This window comes from Bradyrhizobium sp. Kon58 (genome assembly GCF_055807455.1).
The window spans coordinates 33,732-49,380 of the sequence record NZ_JBVVOT010000037.1; the positions used below are offsets into that span (position 1 = coordinate 33,732).

The 15,649-nt window shown below is 64.0% G+C and carries 15 protein-coding genes; 5 read left to right on the forward strand and 10 right to left on the reverse strand.

The window, feature by feature from the left end; genetic code table 11:
* Nucleotides 1-88 precede the first annotated feature (88 nt).
* On the reverse strand, nucleotides 89-949 hold the full coding sequence (locus AC0L20_RS35170; protein ID WP_247462698.1) for an alpha/beta fold hydrolase: 861 nt from the start codon (nucleotides 947-949) through the stop codon (nucleotides 89-91).
* Between the two features lie 344 nt (nucleotides 950-1,293).
* Complete coding sequence (locus tag AC0L20_RS35175) at nucleotides 1,294-2,217, reverse strand: division plane positioning ATPase MipZ (RefSeq protein WP_018455186.1); 924 nt, start codon at nucleotides 2,215-2,217, stop codon at nucleotides 1,294-1,296.
* A 281-nt stretch (nucleotides 2,218-2,498) separates the two neighbouring features.
* Between AC0L20_RS35175 and panC the strand changes: the two genes are divergently transcribed.
* Both panC and AC0L20_RS35185 read left to right on the forward strand, forming a co-directional pair.
* Nucleotides 2,499-3,350 (forward strand): pantoate--beta-alanine ligase, encoded by an 852-nt coding sequence (panC, locus tag AC0L20_RS35180; RefSeq protein WP_473295008.1) that lies wholly within the window; start codon nucleotides 2,499-2,501, stop codon nucleotides 3,348-3,350.
* 75 nt (nucleotides 3,351-3,425) lie between these two features.
* Nucleotides 3,426-4,178: a hypothetical protein gene (locus AC0L20_RS35185; RefSeq protein ID WP_473295030.1), complete on the forward strand. Its 753-nt coding sequence runs from the start codon at nucleotides 3,426-3,428 to the stop codon at nucleotides 4,176-4,178.
* Between the two features lie 18 nt (nucleotides 4,179-4,196).
* On the opposite strand, the gene AC0L20_RS35190 is transcribed toward AC0L20_RS35185, so the two are convergent.
* The 4 genes from AC0L20_RS35190 to AC0L20_RS35205 form a co-directional block, all read right to left on the reverse strand.
* Nucleotides 4,197-4,637, reverse strand: a complete 441-nt coding sequence (locus AC0L20_RS35190) for a DUF1489 family protein (RefSeq protein WP_007603229.1) — start codon at nucleotides 4,635-4,637, stop codon at nucleotides 4,197-4,199.
* Nucleotides 4,638-4,680: 43 nt separating this feature from the next.
* A complete protein-coding gene (locus tag AC0L20_RS35195; protein ID WP_473295009.1) occupies nucleotides 4,681-5,646 on the reverse strand; it encodes a hypothetical protein in 966 nt (321 codons plus the stop codon).
* Nucleotides 5,647-5,805: 159 nt separating this feature from the next.
* The gene (locus AC0L20_RS35200) at nucleotides 5,806-6,009 is read right to left on the reverse strand and encodes a hypothetical protein (protein ID WP_007611353.1); all 204 of its coding nucleotides are present in this window, start codon (nucleotides 6,007-6,009) and stop codon (nucleotides 5,806-5,808) included.
* A 329-nt stretch (nucleotides 6,010-6,338) separates the two neighbouring features.
* Nucleotides 6,339-7,001, reverse strand: coding sequence for a glutathione S-transferase family protein (locus tag AC0L20_RS35205; RefSeq protein WP_473295010.1), 663 nt, complete (start codon nucleotides 6,999-7,001; stop codon nucleotides 6,339-6,341).
* 124 nt (nucleotides 7,002-7,125) lie between these two features.
* Between AC0L20_RS35205 and AC0L20_RS35210 the strand changes: the two genes are divergently transcribed.
* The 3 genes from AC0L20_RS35210 to AC0L20_RS35220 all read left to right on the forward strand — a co-directional run bounded on the left by AC0L20_RS35210 (nucleotide 7,126) and on the right by AC0L20_RS35220 (nucleotide 11,239).
* A complete protein-coding gene (locus AC0L20_RS35210; protein WP_473295011.1) occupies nucleotides 7,126-7,842 on the forward strand; it encodes a DUF599 domain-containing protein in 717 nt (238 codons plus the stop codon).
* Nucleotides 7,843-8,924: 1,082 nt separating this feature from the next.
* Nucleotides 8,925-10,190, forward strand: a complete 1,266-nt coding sequence (locus tag AC0L20_RS35215; protein ID WP_473295012.1) for a glycosyltransferase family 2 protein — start codon at nucleotides 8,925-8,927, stop codon at nucleotides 10,188-10,190.
* On the forward strand, nucleotides 10,187-11,239 hold the full coding sequence (locus AC0L20_RS35220) for an HlyD family secretion protein (RefSeq protein WP_473295013.1): 1,053 nt from the start codon (nucleotides 10,187-10,189) through the stop codon (nucleotides 11,237-11,239). Before AC0L20_RS35215 ends, AC0L20_RS35220 begins: the two co-directional genes overlap by 4 nt.
* 461 nt (nucleotides 11,240-11,700) lie before the next feature.
* On the opposite strand, the gene AC0L20_RS35225 is transcribed toward AC0L20_RS35220, so the two are convergent.
* The 4 genes from AC0L20_RS35225 to mgtE all read right to left on the reverse strand — a co-directional run bounded on the left by AC0L20_RS35225 (nucleotide 11,701) and on the right by mgtE (nucleotide 15,639).
* Nucleotides 11,701-12,714, reverse strand: coding sequence for a hypothetical protein (locus tag AC0L20_RS35225; RefSeq protein ID WP_473295014.1), 1,014 nt, complete (start codon nucleotides 12,712-12,714; stop codon nucleotides 11,701-11,703).
* Between the two features lie 49 nt (nucleotides 12,715-12,763).
* On the reverse strand, nucleotides 12,764-13,582 hold the full coding sequence (locus AC0L20_RS35230) for an aldo/keto reductase (protein ID WP_473295015.1): 819 nt from the start codon (nucleotides 13,580-13,582) through the stop codon (nucleotides 12,764-12,766).
* Between the two features lie 159 nt (nucleotides 13,583-13,741).
* Nucleotides 13,742-14,059: a helix-turn-helix domain-containing protein gene (locus AC0L20_RS35235; protein ID WP_473295016.1), complete on the reverse strand. Its 318-nt coding sequence runs from the start codon at nucleotides 14,057-14,059 to the stop codon at nucleotides 13,742-13,744.
* Between the two features lie 158 nt (nucleotides 14,060-14,217).
* On the reverse strand, nucleotides 14,218-15,639 hold the full coding sequence (mgtE, locus tag AC0L20_RS35240) for a magnesium transporter (RefSeq protein ID WP_473295017.1): 1,422 nt from the start codon (nucleotides 15,637-15,639) through the stop codon (nucleotides 14,218-14,220).
* Nucleotides 15,640-15,649 lie beyond the last annotated feature (10 nt).

A 15,649-nucleotide genomic window follows, 5' to 3' on the forward strand; every position in this document is an offset into this window, starting at 1 on the left:
AGCGCATGCGGCCCGGTCAATGTGCAAAGCCCCCGCAGGTGGAAGCCGGCGGAGGCTTTGAAAATCGGTATCGACGACGAGGACGGCGTCAGCTCTTGGCAGGCGCCATCAACGCGACCGGCCCGGGCTCGAGAATCTTGGGCGGGGACGATTGCGTGTCGACCGGTGCCACTTCGCTGTCGGTCGCGCTCAGGAACTTGTCGAGCATGCCCTGGATCGAGTTCTTGGCAGCGTCCGGACCGGTGTCGCGCATGTCGTTGTGCTGGAATTCGGTCTTCACGACCTGGATGCCGGCCTTCTCGCATTCCTCGTCGGTCGGGATCACGCCCGCATCGGCCTTGAACTGCGGATCGGTGGAGCGGAACGACAGGATCTTGAACTTGCCGGCGGTGACGAAGGGCACGCGAAGATTGTCGAGCGTGACGACCTTCTTGACCTCATCCGGATACTGCTTGGCGAAATACATCGTGATGTCGCCGCCCATGGAGTGGCCGACCATCGTCACCTTGTCGTAGTCGGCGTTGGGCTGAACCTTCCTCATCTCCTGCATGGCGAGATGGATGTTGGCCACGCCGCGCAGGATCTGCGGCAGCCGGCCGACATAGATCTCGCCGGGCTTGGTCACCATCGGAGGATCGGTCGGCAAATCATGCTGCGGGCTGACGACGAGGTAGCCGCGCGCAGCGAAAATGTTGGCGAGGAAGCCGTACTCGGTGTTCTTGACGGTGTTGCCGTGGTTGATCACGGCGACCGGCATCGTGATCATGCCGGCATTGGCCTGCATTTCCTTGTCACGACGGATCGCGATATCGACGGGCACCGCACGGTTGTCGCGCGAGGCATCGTAGAAGGTGATGGTCTCGTGCCTGATTGCCCACTTGCTCGCCGTGAAATAGGCGACGCCACAGAGGGCACTGACCGAAACCAGAACGGCAATTCCACGCTTCATTTTCGTCCTCAGCCTCAGGCTCTTGCGGCCTGAATCCCTGTTGAAAATCGTGTTCTTCCGGAGCTCTTCGGCCCCTGGTCGCCTATTCCCTAATATATGTCACAGCCGCGTGACAGGAAGGCTAAATATTGTGAACCATCAGCCCTTTCATTGTGCGGCGCACACGTTTGTTGGGCACCTCGCTCTCATACGGCTACGTCAGGGTGCACGTCACCTTCCGACGCAACCTGTCTCGATCGGGTTCAATTTTGCAGTAAACGCGGGGTGAAAACGGTTGATCGCGGGCTCGGTTCCCACGGGAACCGGCCGCTTTGATCGACTGGAAGTAGCGCTATACCGCTGCCTCAGGCGCCGAGGATGTCATGGACCTCGAGCGGCTTGTCGACCTGGTTGAACCACTCGGCGCGGTTGGCCGCGCGGCGGCGTCCGCGTTCGTCGAGCGGAAGCTTGAGCTGGCGGAGCAGGCTCGTCACCTCCTCCCGCGCGGTGAGATGGCCGAGATTGGGCCGCATGCCGAGTGTGGCCTCGTCGATCTCGTCCAGCGCGGTCAGGCCGCGCGGGAAGAACTCGCGATAGACGACGCGTTCGGCGAAGCCGTCGACGTAGCGGAAGCCGAGCCGCAGCGACAAATCCTTCAACCCATCGGCAACCAGCTGCTTGTTGCGGGAGCCGAGCATCGACAGGCGGTTGCGCACCACGATCCAGTCGGTGGTCGCGCCGTCGAGCTGGCGGCGCTTGCGCCTGACATCCCGCACCATCTCGGCGTAGTGGCTCTCGCCCGTCACCGCGTAATTTGCGGGGTCGACGGTGCCGAGCACATCGAAATCGAGAAAGCTGTCGTTGATCGGGGTCACCAGCGTGTCGGCCATCGAGTGCGCAAGCCGCATCAAATAGCTGTCGGTGCCGGGCGTATCGATGACGATGAAGTCAAAGCTGCTCTCGACCGCCGAGACCGCCTCCATGAACTGAAGGAACTCCGAATTCTCGTTCTCGGCGACCTGCATGGTCTCGCCGAGCTTGATGCAGCGATGCAGCGGCAGTTCGAGGTCGAGCTTGGTGCGGCGCGCCCAGGCGGAACGGTTGTTGATGTAGTGAGTAAAGCTCTGCTGACGGCAATCGAGGTCGATGGTGGCGACACGCTGGCCGGCTTTCAGAAGCGCGACTGCGATGTGCAGGGCGGTCGTCGACTTGCCGGAGCCGCCCTTCTCATTGCCGAGCACGACAACATGCGCCGAGCCGGACTGGCCTTGGCTAGCTTGCACAAGCATCGCGATCCTCAACACCCCTAACGAATATCTTCGAGTTGGCCGCGTCTGCGGTCAAGTGAAATGCGTGACAGGCAATACAAATCGCGGTGCGCCGTCCTTCATCATGAATCGCCGCGCCGCTTCGCGTCTGTGATCCAGCCCACAATGTCGCGACCTCTTGCGCGGCTTTGCGCGGGTGCTGTGCCGCATCCGGATGCGTGGCGTCCATGGTCGCCGCTTGTTAAGGTTAGCCCGCCGGGCGCCGGGACGCGCCCGCCGATTCCCAACCCCGTCGAGCTCTGATGTCACGCAGCCCCTTGATCGCCCGCACGATCCCCACCCTGCGACGCGCCGTCGACAATCTTCGCAAGCGAAAGGCCACGATCGCGCTGGTCCCGACCATGGGAGCGCTCCATGACGGCCATGTGTCGCTGGTGCGCCTGGCCAGGCGACGCGCGAGCCGCGTCGTGGTGTCGATCTTCGTCAACCCGACCCAGTTCGCTCCGACCGAGGATTTTGGCGCCTATCCGCGAACCTGGAAGGCCGATCTCGCCAAGCTCGCCGCCGAGGACGTCGATATCGTCTGGCATCCCGGCGCCGAGGCCATGTATCCGGAGGGCTTTGCCACCCGCATCGTGCCGGAGGGACCGGCGCTGGCCGGCCTCGAGGACCGCTTCCGCCCGCATTTCTTCGGCGGCGTCGCCACCGTCGTCGGCAAGCTGTTCACGCAGTGCCGGCCGGATGTCGCGATCTTCGGCGAGAAGGATTTTCAGCAGTTGCGGGTGGTGGCGCAGATGGCCCGCGACCTCGACCTCGGGGTCAAGGTGATCGGTTCCCGCACCGTGCGCGAGCGCGACGGGCTCGCGATGTCCTCGCGCAACGTCTATTTGTCACCACAGGAGCGGCAGACAGCAACGACGCTGTACCGCGCCATGAAGGAGAGCGCCGGGCGCATCCGCGCCGGCGAAGCGGTCGCGGCCGCAATGGCGCGCGGTGCCGCGATGATCACGGCGGCCGGCTTCGAGCTCGACTATTTCGAGGTGCGCCATGCAGCGACCCTAGCGCCTGTCACCTCGCGCAAGGACGGCCCGTTGCGCATCCTGGTCGCGGCCAAGCTCGGAGCGACGCGGCTGATCGACAATATCGCGGTGTAACCGCCAAGGTTGATCTTGCACCTTTGCTCGCCCGGATGGATGATCGGCGCGATGAAGCGAGCCGACTGGCGGGGCATGTCGTCCATCAGCGCGAGGATCGTGAGCGGTGTGCTGGCGCTTGTTGCAGCAGGCGCCGTACAGGCACAACAGCGTCCGCCGATCGGTGCCTTCGGCTCGCCGCCCGACGCCATGATCTTCTACGTCGCCCATGGCCCGGCCGATGCCTGCGGGCCGGGGTGTTCGGACTGGATTGCCGCCGAAGGGGCTGTGCAGTGGGACAGCTACAAGCGGCTGATCGCGATCCTCGACCGTCAGGCCGGGCGCAAGCTTCCTGTCGTGATCCATAGCTGGGGCGTATCCAATCTCAAGGTCGCAAGCAGCCTCGGGCGCATCCTGCGCGACCGCGGCCTCGACGCCACGGCCGGGACGACCGAGGTCACAGCCTGCGCCGGGAAGCCGGACGCCGAATGCTTTGCGCTGAAGCGTCCGGGCGGACCGCTCGATGCAAGATTGTCAGTGTCGAATCTGATTTGCGATTTTGCCTGCGTGCTCGCGCTGGCGGGCGGCGTGCATCGCAGCCTGCCGCCGGGCACGAAGGTTGTGCTGGGCAGCCGCTCCGTCCGTAACCGGCTCGCGCCCAACATCCCGGCCGAGCAGCGCGAGAGCCTCACGGAGTATTTTGGCGAGCAACACCGGAAATATCTGAACGAGATGGGCATTGCGCCCGATCTCGTCGACATCGTGGATGGCATCGGCGAAGGCGGGCGCCCCGTCGTCATACCGCCGTCCGACTGGGCGCGGCTGCACATCGTGACGCCTTCGCAGTGACGCCTTGGGAGGAGCGGACTACAACAGCCCGAGATCGCGCAGCTCGCGCCGCATCGGCTCCGGCATCGCCGCGATCGAGCCGGCGGCGGACTTGCCGAGATCGGGCGGCACCGAATCGTCGGCGAGATAGCGCCAGCCCTGGAACGGGCGCATCGGCCGCGGCGACACCGGGATTACCTTCGGCTGCATCACGATCCGGCAGCGTCCGATGCCGTCCTTGTCGCGGAACGGCTCGATGCCGATGATCTTTTCGCGCGCGGCGACCTCGCCCTTGATCACCCAATAGAGCGACCCGCCCGACAGGATCTCGGCGTCCCGCTTGGGCACCATGCGGGTGATGTGGATGTGATGTTGCGGCAGACCCTTCTTCTTGGCGGTCTGCATCCGTTCGGCGGTCCACTCCTTCAATTCCTTGACGGATTCGCAGCCGACGGCGAGCTTGATCAGATGTAGTGGCATGCCCCCAGCATTAGCCGGGCAGCCACGCATTTGGAATGCCGATCTACTCGTTATCCGCAGCCGGGGGAGCCGCGGCCGGCGGCGTGAGCGGAACCGGTGCTGCCGCCGGCGCCCGCGCAGCCTTCGGCGCAGGCGGCTTCTTCGCGGCGGGGGCTGCGGCCTGTGCCGAGGCCGCTGCCGGGGCGCGCGGAGCCGCTGCGTTCGCGGCGGGCGCAGCCTGGCGCGTCGGCGGCTCCGGATTCATGATGCTGACCGGCGGCGTCGACGAGGCACTCGGGAACTCCGCACTGGTCGGCTTGCCCGTCGGCATCGACGGCGGCAGTCCGGCAAGCGCGGCAGTGGCCGGCAACGATTGCGCCGTTGCAGGCGCATTCCAGGTCGGCGCGTGGCGCGCGACCAGCGTGTCGTAGAGATGGGAATCCATGTTGGCGGCGACCTGCTGCTGGTCGGTCAGCGAGCGGAAGGCCGCACAGTCGAACTGCGTGCAGCCGTCGCGCGCGACCAGCACCTGCGCGACCAGGCCGTAGCGATCACGCTCCAGCGACTTGCGCAGCACCTTGATGTCGGGAGTCAGGCTCTTCTCGGCGGTCGCGGCATCGCCGAGCGCCGTCAGCCGGTCGATCCTGGCCGCAATGGTGGAGACGGCCGCAGCCGCCACGTCAGGCGCGCCGAACAGCGCTTTCTCGCAGCCAATGGCCACGGCATCGCCGGCGAGATCGTCGAGACAGGACAACGCCGGCAGGCTCGCGGTCATCGCGGCCTGCGCGCGCGCCTCGGTCGGCGTCGTCTGCCCCGCCGGTCCATCGACGCGCACGACGGCAGCCAGCGCGATGGCAATGGCGAGCAGCGTAACGACGGCCAGCGCACCGTTGGCGACCGATCGCTCGGCGCGCAGCAGCGTGACCAGGAGGATCAGTCCGAAGAAGCCGGCAGCCGCCAGCATCATCCACATTGGAAAGGCCGGCGAGCGCCAGATTTGGTCGAGCGACGAGGCCCATGGCCAGTTCATGCGCGACGTCCCCTCACGCGAGCAGAGAGCGAATGGTCAAAGCGAGCACCGAGAGTCGGCAACTGCCCCCGGGCCCCCTTTTGAAGGTGAAGCGGGCCTTTTGACGGCGGCAGAATACAAATTCCTGGGAACGCGCCAATGCGCGGGTAGCGTCGGCCTTCAGGACAGCGCGAGCTGGCTTTCCTTGGCGACGCGTTCGAAGGCTTCGGTCGAGCTCTTGATCCGGTACTGACAGTCGTCACCATCCGTCGGCAGGAGGCGGATGACCTCATACGAGCCGCTGGCAGCGGGGCGTGCGACATTGCTGGCGGTGAACAATACGCGCGCGCCAATAGGGAATTTGTGCTTCAACACCCTCTCCATCACTCAAACAACGCCTGCCACGCCCATGGTCCCACTGCGTCGGCCGGCCGGAAACCCGGGCGTGGTATAGCATGCGGCGGGCGTTTTTGGCCAGCAGTATGCAACATGGCAAACGTGCGAATTTTGCAGTTATTTCAGAGTGATGCCGCCAGCCGATGATACCGCTGGAACCGGTTCTTCAGGCGCTATGGGGCAAACGGCCGTCGGGCTGGCGTGATCCACCGCCTTGGGCGGTTCCCGGGCCGTGAGGTCCCTCTCCTTGCCGACCACTCGGGCGATCGAGCGCCGCCGGCTTGCTGCGCCAAGCGAGGCCCGATCGCAACCACGGATTACACGTTCTCGAACTTCTCGATGACGAGCGTTTCGGCGAGCCCGTCCCGGGTCCATTCCTGGAACGCCGGCAGCGCCAGCATCGTGTCCATGTAGGCCTTGGTCTCCGGCGTGACCTCGATCGCGTAGGTGCGGAAGCGGTGCACGACCGGGGCATACATCGCATCCGCCGCGCCGAAGCGCCCGAACAGGAACGGTCCATTGGCGCCATACCGGGTCCGGCATTCGCGCCAGATCTCCTGCACCCGCGCGATATTGGCCTCGGCATCCGCCGACAGCGTCACGGGGCGCTCCGGGCGGTGCAGATTCATGCCGCATTCGTTGCGAAGGGCCATGAAGCCGGAATGCATCTCGGCGCACACCGAACGGGCATGGGCGCGGGCGGCGGCATCGTCCGGCCACAGCTTCACTTCCGGGTAGCGCTCGGCGATGTATTCGATGATGCTGAGCGAATCCCACACCGTGATGTCGCCGTCGACCAGCACCGGCACCTTGCCGGCGCGGCTGAACGAGATGATCTGCTCCTTGTCCGCGGGATTGTCGGTGTAGAGCGGGATCAGGGTCTCCACGAACGGAATGTCGTTGGCGCGGAGCGCGAGCCACGGCCGCATCGACCATGACGAGTAATTCTTGTTGCCGATTGCGAGTTTCAGCGCAGCCATGTCATCAGTCCTTCTCGATCCGCCTTGAAGCGAGCCGCTTTTAACGCCATCGCCTGCCGCCAATCAATCGTTGCTGCGCCTCGCCATGCGTGGCAAGCGTTGCGATCCTCGCCAGGAGACAGACATGAGCAGGCATTGGGTCGACATCACCGCCGTCGGCTTCTTCATCATCGAGTGGCTGGTCTACGCGTTGACGCTGGAGCATTCGGCCTATGGCCGCGACAGCCTGTCGGCGCGCATGAACAGCTACCGCGAGGTGTGGGTGCGCCGGCTACTCGACCGCGACGCGCGCATGGTCGATATGCAGATCATGGCCTCGCTGCAGAACGGCACCGCCTTCTTCGCCTCCACCAGCCTGATCGCGCTCGGCGGCGCGCTGGCGCTGCTGCACGCGACCAATGACGCGATCACGATCTTGAGCAAGCTGCCGATCGATCTCAGCACCTCGCCGGCCATGTGGGAGCTGAAATGCGTCGGCCTTGTCCTGATCTGCGTCTACGCCTTCTTCAAATTCGCCTGGTCGTATCGCCTGTTCAACTATGTCGCGATCCTGTTCGGTGGCATGCCTGCGGCCTCGCAGCGTGACACGCCGGAGGCCGAAGCCCATGTGATCCGCACCTCGCGCCTGTTCGAATCCGCCGGCCGCCATTTCAACCGCGGCCAGCGCGCCTTCTTCTTCGCACTGGGCTATCTCGGCTGGTTCGTCAGCCCCTGGGTGTTGTTCGTGACCACGGCCGCCGTGGTGATCGTGACCTGGCGGCGGCAATTCGCCTCAAGCGCGTGGGAGGCCATGGCGCCGGAGGTGGTGGATGGCGAGGAGATGCGGAAGCGCGGTCGTTGACGCGCTTGTGTCCCAGACGAGTTGCAGCGCTCTTGCGCTGCGTCCGGTACGAGAGCGGAGTGTGGCGGACAAGTCGCTGCGCTCGCATTGACGCAGTATGAGGCGGCAGCGCCACTTTTCCAGCTCGCATTTTGAATTGCAGACATAGCTTCGCACTCTCGCGGCGCATTTCGCCCGTATCTTTGCCCGGTCACTTCCCCCCTTATCCAAGGGCACAGGGAAGCCTGCGATCATAATCCTAAGCCGGCGTCTCGGCCTGTGCAGCGATTGCCTCATGGGAACTCATGAAGTCGCTTTGATCTATCTCAATTCTCTGACTTGAGCGGGCATCAGTTTGAGGGAGTCGCGTCCATCGCTTCGCCGCGCCGGCCGGGCGGTTGGGCGCTTCCGGGGAGCTCGATATGATCAAGTCGCTCGGAATTGCCACGTCCGCCTTCTTCTTCGCAGTATCGGCTCAGGCGATGACACCTGCCCCGATTGCACAGCCCGAAAGCCTGATTACGGAAGTCGCTGCTGCCTGCGGCGTCGGTAGGACACGTATCAACCGCGTGTGCGTGGCACGGACCACCGTCCGGCATACCCGTCGGGCGGTTCGCAGATGTGTGAGAGGGACGACGTGCTGATTGGTTGTCCTCAAGGACAATACGCAGATTGGTGCGTCGCGATTAGAGTTCTGGAGTACCGACCCCAACGGTACATCGACGCCCCCACCGGCCTCAGTCCTTCCAGACTGAGGCCGTCTTGCGCCTGAAAGGTTGGACGGACCTGGTCACCTTGTGGGATTTATCGACGCGGGGAACAACTCCAACTGCAAAGCTGATGCCGGCACGCCAACAATCAGCCTTCGAGAGCCGGTCATCGTCAACCGACGAAGCCGACGAAGCCGACGATGCCGACGATGCCGACGATGCCGACGATGCCGACGATGCAGATGAATAGCGCAGACACAAAAAGCAAATGTTTACGCAATTTACCCCGCGACCATCAACGCGATGGTCTTCATTTTCCCGTCTGATAATTGCCTTGCGCGCCTTGTTTGGTCGGATGCTCGGAGTGGTCCTGTCGTAGCGGAGATGGCCGGCATGTCCGAAATGGTGGAAGTCCTCGCCGGAACGAGTTTATTTCTACTCGCCTTCTCGCTGCTGATATTCGACATACCCCGCTACACCTTATCGTTGGTGTCTCTTGCTCTGTTCAGCTCGAAGCGGCGAAGCGCCGGTGGGACGGTTCGCCAAGCGACGGTAAGCGTGATTATCCCGACGTTCAACGGTGGCTCCGGGCTTGCTCCTTCGATCAGCTCGCTGCGCCGGCAAACCCTGCGACCTGTCGAAATCATCGTCGTCGACGACGGCTCCACCGACGCAACACGCGCGGTCGCGGAGCGGGCGAGAGCGCAGGGCCTGGTTGACATGGTCATCTGCCATGGGACCCGCTGCGGCCGCAGCGCTGCCATCAACGCTGCAGCACGGTTTGCCCGCGGCGATCTTCTCTTGACCGTAGATGCCGACACTGTCTTCGAACCGAACGCGGTTGAGCGCCTCGCGGCTGCGTTCGGCGATCCGCTCGTCGCCGGCGCAAGTTGCAGCATCGCGATCAGCAACGAGCGCGACTCGATATGGACAGGACTTCAAAGCGTCGAATACCTGATGTCGATCACAGCGGGGCGGTCGATCCTAGACGTGGTGGATGCGATCGCGTGCCTGTCCGGCGCCTGTTCCATGTATCGCCGGGATATTTTCGCGCAGCAGGGCGGGCTCGACGTCGGCCCGGGAGAGGATATGGAGTACACCTTGCGGCTCCGCAGACTCGGCTATGTCATTCGGTTCGTTTCCGACGCCTGGGCGGAAACAGCCGGCCCCGCAAGCGGCATAAGTCTGTTGCGCCAGCGCGCACGCTGGGATCGCGATGCTCTGCGCATCCGCTTCATGATGTATGGCGAGCTGAGTTTTCGCCATCCGCTAGAGCGTTTACCGGACACGATCCAACGGCTGGACTTCATCGTCTTTGATCTCGTTCCGACGCTCAGCCTGCCATTCTACTTGGCCTACATTGTGCTGTTGTTCGGCTCGGATGCCGTGTTGTTTCTTTCGGCGATATACGTGCTGCTGCTCTGGATCTCGGTCTTCAATATGGCGCTCGTGTTCGCCCTGTTCCATCGATCCGTCGGAACCTTGGGCTGGAAGATGGCTCTTATCTTTCCCTTTTACCAGGGTGTCTATCTGAAGTGCGCGCGGTTCTTTTCCTACACTTCGGAAATCATTTTTGCCTCGTCGCGGAACGATGATTTCGTGCCGCCGCGCGTTCGCCGTGCACTATTCGGCGATCGGACGAAGGAAGTGGCCAAATGACCGTCACCCTAACACGACTCGATCCCCATATCCCCGATCCCATCGAGAGCCGTCGGCGTGCGGCCGGACGGGCCGTCCGCGCCGCCTATGCGACAATCGTATTCGGCATACTCGCATTCTTTGTCATCTATTTCGGGAGGCCAATTCTTTATCTCGGCGGCCCGGGCAGCGTGTCCTCACCAAGATATTTGGTTTCAATGCCTTACATCGTGCAGATCAACAGCATCACCGTGCTGAGAGGTGCATCGGTCAAGGCCGGCGACGAAATCGGAAGGGTTCGGTCTCCGCAGCACGATGAAATAGTCGCCACCTATATGCGCTCGCTCGCGGACATCGCCGGTCGCAAAGCGGAACTGCGCGTCAAGGCCCGGGTTGCGCGCGAATCTCTCGACGCGGCGCGCTCACATCTGCGGCTTGCTGAGGAAGCTGTCGAACTTATCGCAAACTCATCGGCCGCGAGCCTGAATTACCGCATAGACATGTCCCGGGAGCGCGCCCTGGCTAATAAAGCCGTGGTCTCGCAGGAGGCGGAAGCCGCCGAGGCCAGCACTCAATTGGCCGCTCTCGACGAATTCGGCCGGCAACTCGGTGACCGCCTCGAAAAGGTTGAAAGCAGCTTTGCAGACGGGAGAGTCTTCGCACCCATAGCTGGAATAGTCGCGAACAATCCTGCGCGCGCCGGCCAATCGCTGGTGGCGGGCACTCCGATCGCAGAAATTCTCGACCCCACGGATGTCTTCGTCGACTGGTACGTTCCCAACGAACGCCTGTCCGATCCAAAAGTCGGCAACGAAGTCTTTGTGCTGTTCGGCAACCGACGAATTCTGGGCAAGATCGCGGAAATCCTGCCGGTGTCAGATGTGTACCCGGGACCGGGCTCGTCAGTGATGCGCGAGCGTACTGCCTCGCAAATCGCGCGAATCAGGTTCAGCCCAGGCGCGCATTCCCCCGCGCTGAACTCGGCCGTCGACGTTCACATGCACTACACGCAACTCAGCGCGCGGATCGCTTCCATGCTGGTGGGACTATTCGGGCTCGACGAGCTGTGAGAGGGAGCGAAGTGCAGCATGCAGATCGAAGGGACTCAAACGAATTGCCCGGCTTGCGGCTCATCCGCTCTGATCTCGTTTCCGGTATTCCACCACATGATCTGCGCCTATGTTGGTCCGGAGTATGACTTCGCACCGAACATCGCGGGATATACGTGCCCGAAGTGCTGCCGCGACATTGTGTCGGCTGACCCAGCTTGCGAGATCGTGGGCACTAGCGCGCGGTGCACAAGGTGTTGGGTTGAGATGGTGGTGTCTCCAGCGTGTGCTCCGGCTGGTTTGTAAGGATTGGCGGCGATCTCGACTTGTCCGTCGCCAGACGCAAAGTTGGACGTACGGTCATTCTATGCGCTGAGCAGCAAGTCCGGATGGAGCGCAGCGGCGTAATCCGGGAAGGTGCCGAATGCCGGGCGAGCGCTCCTGGATTGCGCTTCGCTCCATCCGGGCTACATGATGACCTGCTACCCGCCAAAATCCCGCGGGCTGAACGGCAGGTCCATCACCTTCCATTCCCCGTATTTGTCGGCCGGCAGCATCTTGTAGGGCTGGCAGGCCTGAAGCGCGCTCATGGCGGACTTCACAAGCGCCACGCCCTTCGCGGACGGCGGGGCTTCGATCAGGATCGGCTCGCGCGCCAGCGTGCCGTCGGTCGCGAGCACCGTGCGCAGCTTGATGTTGACGTTGTCGGTCGGCGCGACCCCCGCCGGCAGCTTGGCGCAGCTTCGCAAGTGACGGCGCAGCTCGGCGATGATTTCGGCCGGCAGCTTGGCTGCGATTGAATCCTTGGCATCGCCGCCATCGTCCTTGGGGGCGTCCTTCGGCAGCTCCGTCGGCAATTCCGGCGGCAGGCCCAGCATGACGCCGTACTTGACGGTGACGTCGGGCTCCGGCGCCTGATAGGCCGGGGGCGGCGCGGCCTGTGGCTGCGGCATCGCTTGTGGCAGGAGTTGCGGCGCCGGGGGCTGCGGTGTCGGGGGCTGCGGCGTCGCCTGAGGCGGCGGCGACTGCGATGGCTGAGGCTGTGGCTGTTGAGGCTGCGTTTGCGTCTGCGCGTTTGCCTCGCGCTGCTGCTGCTGCTGCTGCTGAGGCGTCTGTGAAGGCTGTGGCTGCGGCTGTTTTTGCTGCGGCTGTTCGGGTGAGGCCTGCTGCTTCGAGGACGGTGCTGCGGCCTGCTGCTTCGCCTCGGGCTTCGGCGCGGCGGCCGCCTTGTCCTTGTAGGTGAAATCCAGCTTCGGCAGTTTCAGGTCAGGGGTCGGCTCCGGCGGCTTCGCCTTGAGTTTTTCCTCGGCCTTCCCCTCGGCCTTGGCCTCCTCCTGCTTCACCTGCTCCGGCGTCACGATGCTGACGGAAACCGATTCGGGCGGGCTGGCGTGAAACGGATGGACTTCGCTGATCACGATGATCAGCGCGACCAGCGTCAGATGGGCGATCGCCGACGCTGCAATGTCCGTCCGTATGATCTTCCGCAGTTCCATCGCCTGACTTCAGGTTGCCAAGCTGGTCCTAGCATACGGCAGCCCCCTCTCAATCCCATTTTGGCGCGAAGCCGAAATCGGTCAGGCGGCCCTTGGGACTGGCCAGCGCGGCGATTTGGGCCATCTCGTCGTCCGAAAGCTCGAAATCGAAGATCTCGATGTTTTCCGACAGGCGTTCGACGCGCGAGGTGCGCGGGATCGCAGCGACATTCTGTTGCACCAGCCAGCGCAGGCAGACCTGCGCCGGCGTCTTGTGATGCAGACGCCCGATCTCGGCGAGCGTCTGGTCGCTCTTGATCCGCCCCCTGGCGATCGGGCTGTAGGCGACCAGCGCGAGCCCGTGCTGATCGCAGGCCGCCCTCACCTTCGTCTGGTCGAGATAAGGGTGGTATTCGACCTGGTTGCAGGCCAGCGGCGCCGGCGACAACGCCACCGCCTGTTCGATCAGCGCGACGGTGAAATTGGAGACGCCGATGTGGCGGGTCAGGCCCATGCGCTTGGCATGCGACAGCGCGCTCAGCGTCTCCTCCAGCGGCACGTGCGAATTGGGCCAGTGCAGCAGCAGGAGATCGACAGAGGGAAGCCGCATGCGCACCAGACTCTCCTTGACCGAGCGCTCGAGATCGTGGGGCGCGAAATGATTGGTCCAGACCTTCGTCGTCAGGAAGATGTCGTCGCGGCGCACGCCGGAGGCGCGCAGGCCGTCGCCGACCTCGCGCTCATTGTCGTAGACTTGTGCGGTATCGATGTGGCGATAGCCGAGCCGCAGTGCCTGCTCGACCACACGCGCGCACATGCGCCCGCTCAGCTCCCAGGTTCCCAGCCCGATCGCCGGTATCCTTGCGCCATTGGTCTCGACGAACAGCATGAGGAATCCTCTCTGTCGCGGTCGCCCCAAATCATCGTCTAGGCGTCATTATGAACCCGGCTGGCGACACTGCCAACGGGCGACGTCAGCGCCCGAGCCGGATCTTCAGCGCAATGCTAACGGGAGGTTCGCGCCAGACCTTGATGTCAGGCTTTGAGCTCAGGCTTTGGCGAGCGCCTGGAACACGGTGTCGGGCGCATGCGCGATCACAGCGAGCAGCGCGCGGGCCGGCCCCCGCGGCGCCCGTTTGCCCTGCTCCCAGTTGCGGATGGTCTCGACGGGAACGCCGAGCTTGGCGGCGAACTCCATCTGGGTCAGGCAGGCGCGGCGACGCAAATCGCGCACGGCGAGCGAGCCGGTGTCGGGCGGCGCTGCGTTGGGTACGGGCTGGATTGGAAACGGCTGGACCGGAAACTCCTGCCCATCCCGCAACTCGACAATCCGTCCGTCCGCCTTCAGCCGCACACGCATGCTCATTCCCCCAAGCAAGGCGATGATGCGGCAGCTCGCTTAAGTTCGGATTAAAGATGATGGCCAGTAGCCCGGATGGAGCGCAGCGCAATCCGAGCGTCTCTGGAGACGCAGCGGCCCCGGATTACGCTTCGCTCCATCGAGGCCACGGATTTCGACAGCTCCTACCTGAGCCCGAACCACAAGGTCGCAATTCCCAGGAAGGAGAAGAAGCCGACGACGTCGGTGACCGTTGTCACGAACGTGCCTGACGCCACCGCCGGATCGGCTCGCACACGTTCGAGCGCCATCGGGATCAGGATGCCGCCGAGCGCGCCGGCGAACAGGTTCACGATGATGGCGAGCCCGATGACGAGGCCGAGGCCCGGGATCCTGAACCAGGCCACCGCGGCAACGCCCGTGATCACGGCAAAGGCGAGACCGTTGACGAGGCCGACCAGACCCTCGCGCACCACGACGCGCCATGCATTGGAGGAGCCGAGCTCGCGCGTCGCCAGCGCCCGCACCGCGACCGTCATGGTCTGGGTCGCGGCATTGCCGCCCTGGCTTGCGACGATCGGCGCCAGTACGGCGAGCGCCACCATCTTCTCGAGCTGCCCCTCGAACAGGCCGAGCACGGAGGACGCCAGAAAGGCGGTGGCGAGATTGACCAGCAGCCAGTTGAACCGCGCGCGTGCAATGGTGAACACGGTGTCGGACAGCTCTTCGTCGCTGTTGACGCCGCCGAGCGCCTTGAGGTCCTCGTCCGCCTCTTCCTCGATGACGTCGACGACGTCGTCGACGGTGATGACGCCGACGAGGCGGTCCTGGGTGTCGAGCACCGGGGCTGCGACGAGGTTGTACTTGCCGAACATGCGCGCCACCTCCTCCTGGTCCTCCAGGACGGAGACGCGGCGGCGATCCTCATCGGTCAGCTCGGCAAGCGCCACCGGGCGGCGGGCACGCAGCAGCACGTCGAGCGAGACCGCGCCCTGCCAATGCTGTTCCTTGTCGACGACGTAGATCTCGTAGAAGCGGTCGGGCAGATCCGGCGTCTCGCGCATGTAGTCGATCGCCTGCCCGACGGTGAAATCCTGGGGCACTGCAATGAACTCGGTCTGCATCCGGCGGCCGGCGGAATTTTCCGGATAAAGCAGGCTGCGCTCGAGCACGACGCGCTCCTTGAGCGGCAGCTTCTCGAGGATCTCCTCCTGATCGGCCTGATCGAGCGTTTCCAGCAGCTCGACCGCGTCGTCGGATTCGAGCTCGCGCACACCTTCCGCGACCGTCTGCGGCGGCAGTTCCTCGAGGATCTCCTCGCGCACGCCCTCGTCGAGCTCGTTCAGCGCGGAGAAGTCGAAATCGCGCCCCGTCAGTTCGACCAGGCGGACCCGATCGTCGGGCTCGAGAGCCCCGATGAGATCGCCGAGATCGGCCTCGTGCAGCTCGGCAACGCAGGCGCGCAGCGCGGCGCTGTCGCCGGCCTCGATCGCATGGGCAATTTCCGCGACGAATTCGTGACGAATCTCGCCGTCTTCATTGCGCATCGGCACGTGGTCGAGTACCGATTCCGCGGCAGACGCGACACCGTCCAGATATTCATCCATGGCGCGCCTC

Coding starts and splice junctions, on each gene's coding strand:
- AC0L20_RS35220 (WP_473295013.1), top strand. CDS start 10,187: ATGACCGTCACCCTAACACGACTCGATCCCCATATCCCCGATCCCATC.
- AC0L20_RS35195 (WP_473295009.1), bottom strand. CDS start 5,646: ATGAACTGGCCATGGGCCTCGTCGCTCGACCAAATCTGGCGCTCGCCG.
- AC0L20_RS35235 (WP_473295016.1), bottom strand. CDS start 14,059: ATGAGCATGCGTGTGCGGCTGAAGGCGGACGGACGGATTGTCGAGTTG.
- AC0L20_RS35190 (WP_007603229.1), bottom strand. CDS start 4,637: ATGCCACTACATCTGATCAAGCTCGCCGTCGGCTGCGAATCCGTCAAG.
- AC0L20_RS35215 (WP_473295012.1), top strand. CDS start 8,925: ATGTCCGAAATGGTGGAAGTCCTCGCCGGAACGAGTTTATTTCTACTC.
- AC0L20_RS35230 (WP_473295015.1), bottom strand. CDS start 13,582: ATGCTGTTCGTCGAGACCAATGGCGCAAGGATACCGGCGATCGGGCTG.
- AC0L20_RS35175 (WP_018455186.1), bottom strand. CDS start 2,217: ATGCTTGTGCAAGCTAGCCAAGGCCAGTCCGGCTCGGCGCATGTTGTC.
- AC0L20_RS35170 (WP_247462698.1), bottom strand. CDS start 949: ATGAAGCGTGGAATTGCCGTTCTGGTTTCGGTCAGTGCCCTCTGTGGC.
- panC (WP_473295008.1), top strand. CDS start 2,499: ATGTCACGCAGCCCCTTGATCGCCCGCACGATCCCCACCCTGCGACGC.
- AC0L20_RS35185 (WP_473295030.1), top strand. CDS start 3,426: ATGTCGTCCATCAGCGCGAGGATCGTGAGCGGTGTGCTGGCGCTTGTT.
- AC0L20_RS35205 (WP_473295010.1), bottom strand. CDS start 7,001: ATGGCTGCGCTGAAACTCGCAATCGGCAACAAGAATTACTCGTCATGG.
- AC0L20_RS35200 (WP_007611353.1), bottom strand. CDS start 6,009: ATGGAGAGGGTGTTGAAGCACAAATTCCCTATTGGCGCGCGCGTATTG.
- mgtE (WP_473295017.1), bottom strand. CDS start 15,639: ATGGATGAATATCTGGACGGTGTCGCGTCTGCCGCGGAATCGGTACTC.
- AC0L20_RS35210 (WP_473295011.1), top strand. CDS start 7,126: ATGAGCAGGCATTGGGTCGACATCACCGCCGTCGGCTTCTTCATCATC.
- AC0L20_RS35225 (WP_473295014.1), bottom strand. CDS start 12,714: ATGGAACTGCGGAAGATCATACGGACGGACATTGCAGCGTCGGCGATC.